At 36.9% G+C, this 3,754-nt stretch carries 6 protein-coding genes and 1 pseudogene; 1 reads left to right on the forward strand and 6 read right to left on the reverse strand.

Going from position 1 to position 3,754, the window contains the following annotated elements; all coding sequences use genetic code 11:
* From ACFIQE_RS09010 to ACFIQE_RS09020, 3 genes are all read right to left on the reverse strand, one after another.
* Positions 1 to 202 (reverse strand): hypothetical protein (locus ACFIQE_RS09010; RefSeq protein ID WP_375707580.1); only part of this gene is annotated, 202 nt, incomplete at its 3' end.
* Positions 199 to 960: a phage antirepressor KilAC domain-containing protein gene (locus ACFIQE_RS09015; protein ID WP_375621793.1), complete on the reverse strand. Its 762-nt coding sequence runs from the start codon at positions 958 to 960 to the stop codon at positions 199 to 201. The genes ACFIQE_RS09010 and ACFIQE_RS09015, both read right to left, overlap by 4 nt.
* Positions 953 to 1,156 carry an Arc family DNA-binding protein gene (locus ACFIQE_RS09020; protein ID WP_004859798.1) on the reverse strand — a complete coding sequence of 68 codons (204 nt, stop codon included), beginning with the start codon at positions 1,154 to 1,156 and terminating at the stop codon, positions 953 to 955. The genes ACFIQE_RS09015 and ACFIQE_RS09020 overlap by 8 nt, the downstream gene beginning before the upstream one ends.
* A gap of 75 nt (positions 1,157 to 1,231) precedes the next feature.
* On the opposite strand from ACFIQE_RS09020, the gene ACFIQE_RS09025 reads away from it, so the two are divergent.
* Positions 1,232 to 1,456, forward strand: a complete 225-nt coding sequence (locus ACFIQE_RS09025; protein WP_375612370.1) for an Arc family DNA-binding protein — start codon at positions 1,232 to 1,234, stop codon at positions 1,454 to 1,456.
* Between the two features lie 15 nt (positions 1,457 to 1,471).
* Here the strand turns inward: ACFIQE_RS09025 and ACFIQE_RS09030 are convergent.
* The 3 genes and pseudogenes from ACFIQE_RS09030 to ACFIQE_RS09040 form a co-directional block, all read right to left on the reverse strand.
* Positions 1,472 to 1,924, reverse strand: a pseudogene (locus ACFIQE_RS09030) (Rha family transcriptional regulator); the annotation flags it as partial.
* Between the two features lie 583 nt (positions 1,925 to 2,507).
* Complete coding sequence (locus tag ACFIQE_RS09035; protein WP_375707581.1) at positions 2,508 to 3,089, reverse strand: hypothetical protein; 582 nt, start codon at positions 3,087 to 3,089, stop codon at positions 2,508 to 2,510.
* A 3-nt stretch (positions 3,090 to 3,092) separates the two neighbouring features.
* Positions 3,093 to 3,407 (reverse strand): hypothetical protein, encoded by a 315-nt coding sequence (locus ACFIQE_RS09040; RefSeq protein ID WP_273790330.1) that lies wholly within the window; start codon positions 3,405 to 3,407, stop codon positions 3,093 to 3,095.
* Positions 3,408 to 3,754: the final 347 nt, after the last annotated feature.

The raw sequence follows: 3,754 nt of genomic DNA on the forward strand, positions 1-3,754 counted from the left end.
CTGAATCTCCAAAATCCGTTAAAACTGCTAGAATCTTTGTAATATTTGGAATTTCATCTTGAAGTTTTAAAATCAAAGCTTTTTCTACTATGCTCATGATGTCAACCAAGTCACTACAATCTTTGTCATCTACGTATTCACAATTGACAAACTGATATAAAGCTATCCATAAATCGCATAAGAAGTCGATACTGGTGTTCATTGTACACCTCCATGGATTTGTTCTCTCAAACATGCCAATCCTCTGGATGTAATTTTTGTTGAAGGGAGCACTTTTTCTGTACCATCAGGTCTTTGAATGGTAATAGCAGGACAATCCATAAATCCTTTCTTGATCTTGTCCTGATAAGGTAACAGTGGCGCCCCTGGAGCACGCCGATACACCCAATCATGTTTACGCAAGTAATCAGTTAAATCCTTTGGTCTTACTTCCAACATCTTTGCTGCTTCTATCAAACCAAACAAACCATCAGAGCGTTTTAAACCTTCCAAAGCCTCTGCTTTTGGAGCTAATTTAGCAATGATATTGTCTTTCCGCTCGTTTTCATCTTTTAAATGCGTTAAGACACCAAGCATTACTGCTGGACTGGAGTAGTCAATCGATTGAACATAGGATTGCTTTATCTCGCCCCTACGCCATGCAACAAATAATTTAATAAGCATATAACGGACTTGAGAAGATTTTTCTGTATTCGATAATGTCGCAATCAATAACGTCTGCTCTTCGTTAAGCCAATATTCTGTTACGTTATTGCCCTTTATTACGTGCGCCACAGTGGCGCACCTCCCAAACCGTTCTATTTCTTGCATATTTCTTGTAATTAATTTTCTAACGTCACGTGTACGAACAAACCCTAATTTTTCTGCTAAATCCACATCGCGAACACGAGGCTCGTTTTCGACTTCTCGTAATTTGATTAATTTGTCTTTATTGATAGGTAAGTATGTGCTATTATTCATTGTAATTGACCTCTTTCAGGTTAGTTAGATGTAAAGCGTTAGAGAGAGTTTTTGCGGACTTATGCTCTAGCGCTTTTTCTTTTTTGAGAATGTTAATTATTTCAGATGAAAGAGAGCGATCATTCTCAGTCGCCCGATTAAACAACCACTCCTTTAATGTATGTGGCATATTTATTTTATATTGGATCGTTTTCATTTTACCTCCATATGCACATATTTAGTACCATAAAGGTACCTTGTGTCAAGTGTATTTTAGGTATATTTTAGGTGCATGACAAAAAAAGATCGTGTGCAATTTAAATTTCTCATTCCAATTGAACTGAAAAATCAATTGGAAGAGCTTGCTGAGGCAAATCATCGTAGCCTTACGGGGGAAATTCTTGCTCGTTTAGAAGATTCTGTCCGCACTACCGTTACATTAAATCACCTGCTGGCAATGAATTCAGAAGATCTCAAAAAGCTCCTTGAACAACTACTCGTGAATAAAAAACAATAAGATGCCACACATAGCCCCCTCAGAACGCTTTAAGCCTTCAAGCGCTTCTGCTTTTGGTGCTAATTCTGCAATAACATGATCTTTCTGCTCTATTTGACTTTGTAAGTGATTCAAAACACCAAGTAATGCCTCCGGTTTAGAGTAGTCAACTTGTGGTGTGGCTACCTGTTTTTCCAATTCTTGCCAGCGGTCAATGATTTTGGCTCGTAAAGCAGTGCTGTAACCAGAAACAAGAATTAAACATTCACGTTTGGGTAAATTATAACAAGGGCGTGTTTTTCCTTGTTCATCAATATAACTGCTTAAAAACTTAGCCGGCTCAAATTTGAGCTCGCTAAATATTTGTTTAATGTCTCGCATAACATTTTTATGCTTCTTACTACATACCCCCGCAATTTCACGACTCGACATAGTCTGAGTGGTAACACTATTAGCAACACTTTCTGTAATTTTTATAAGAGTGTTCATTATGAACTCCTAGATGTTAGAGGTTTTCATTGATACCTTTAAAAGGTATCGGGTGCTGAAAACACGGCATCTAGTCCGTCGTTACGCTTTCCCCATAAGGGTATTGTATAGCGTAACTACACCCGATGAGGTCATTATACACTTGTCGCATATAATGAGTCAAAGCCTTTGCAATGCACAGAAGATCGATTATTTCGGCAATCAATCCGCTAGATGTTTTAAGGTGTTTTCAGGCACCTGATTCGGAAATATATATAAACGCAACAATGTCAAGAATAAAAATAATTTTTATCTAAAAATAATCGCGTACTGTACAGTACACACACTGAAATCATTATTTATCAATGAGTTAAGTGTACAATGTACAGTCAATTTGAAAATTCTGTCGCTAGCGATAGTTCGCGCTCGCCTGCCCCGCAACGAAGCCAACCCACTGGGAAGTACCTTTTGAGTTGATTTTATTGATTTTTTTATGAAAAAAACAAAGCATAAGTGATAATCTGTTTTTAAAATTGCAATAAGAATATTTAATGCCTAAACTCATAAGAATATGGAATATATAGATAAAGCTTGAGAACATGATCTAGCCTTTTTTATTAGCAGCGTATTCTTGACGAGAAAGTTGTCTCTGTATGTTTTTGGTTAATCTTTCATTGGCATATTGTGCAATAGCACTTGCAATCTCTGGTTTGGACATCACCCCAGCAATTGAAGGTCCCTCTTGTTTTGCAATGGGAAATTTATCTCCATCCGCTCTTTGAAACACATTCCCATTCAGCTTTTTTAATTCAACACGCTTTGGAAAACTGCCTCCCTTGATAAAACCATGGGGTAAGATTTCTTTCTTTCCAAACAGTGTGTAAGTTACGCCGCGTTTTGTTTCGTTTACTTTAAAAAATTTAAGAGGTATTGGTGTTCCAAAATCAATGATATCTGTCTCAAGAAACCTTGCTGTCGCCTTTTCTTTAATATAAACACCTCTTCTTATACGCTTTATTTGGGCTGATGAGATGTCAGCAACTTGCTTTTCAGTAAAGCGTTCAACTTGTTTTGCTGCGGTGTTTAGAGCATTACGCAAAGCCCAATTAAGGCGAGGGGCTTGAAGGCTTGTGAAGGTATCTTTTGCCTGTTGAAGATACCATTTTTGGTGGATGATTAACTTCAACTTCTAAGCCTTTTTTGGGGTAGGTGACTTGGAAGCTTTAGATGCTTTTGGCTGTTCGAGTGGAATTTCCTCTGTCACTGGTTCAGACGATGTTTGTACGGCTTCTTGTTCTATCTGTTTAATTTGTTCAATTGCCTTATCTGTTTTTGCTGTTGTCTTGACGTCAACAAAAAGTTTTGCAGCATTGGCGCGCTTGAGACGTGCGTAGACTTGATTAGAAACTTCAACAAATGGATTATTGGGTGTTGATGGTTCAAAGCGAACAGTGCTTTTATTGTCTCCAACAACACACATTGGCTTAGTGATGACAGCTTTCATCATTGCTCCTTTTGCGTCATAATTAATGACATCATTAGTCAATTATTGATTTTTGTTATTTGAAAAATAGATTAGTCAGAATTACCCAGAAAACAGGGCTTTCTAGCCACGTTTCAAGATCACATTTTACTAAATTTTTAGGGGATATTTTTGAATTTTGGACGCAATTCGACCAGTACAGCAGCGTCATTAAATACGACTTTTCACATATTGTCAACAAAAAAAATCAATATATTGTGTTTTTTTTATTTTTTTACCTAAATATGCTGCTTTACAAACAAATGATGCAAATATTCCGTTCCCAAAAATCGTTTATACGTTAAAGCATTTACCATTTATTTTTTGGA

Source organism: Bartonella sp. AA1HLJMS, from assembly GCF_042197445.1.
Taxonomy (GTDB): Bacteria; Pseudomonadota; Alphaproteobacteria; order Rhizobiales; family Rhizobiaceae; genus Bartonella.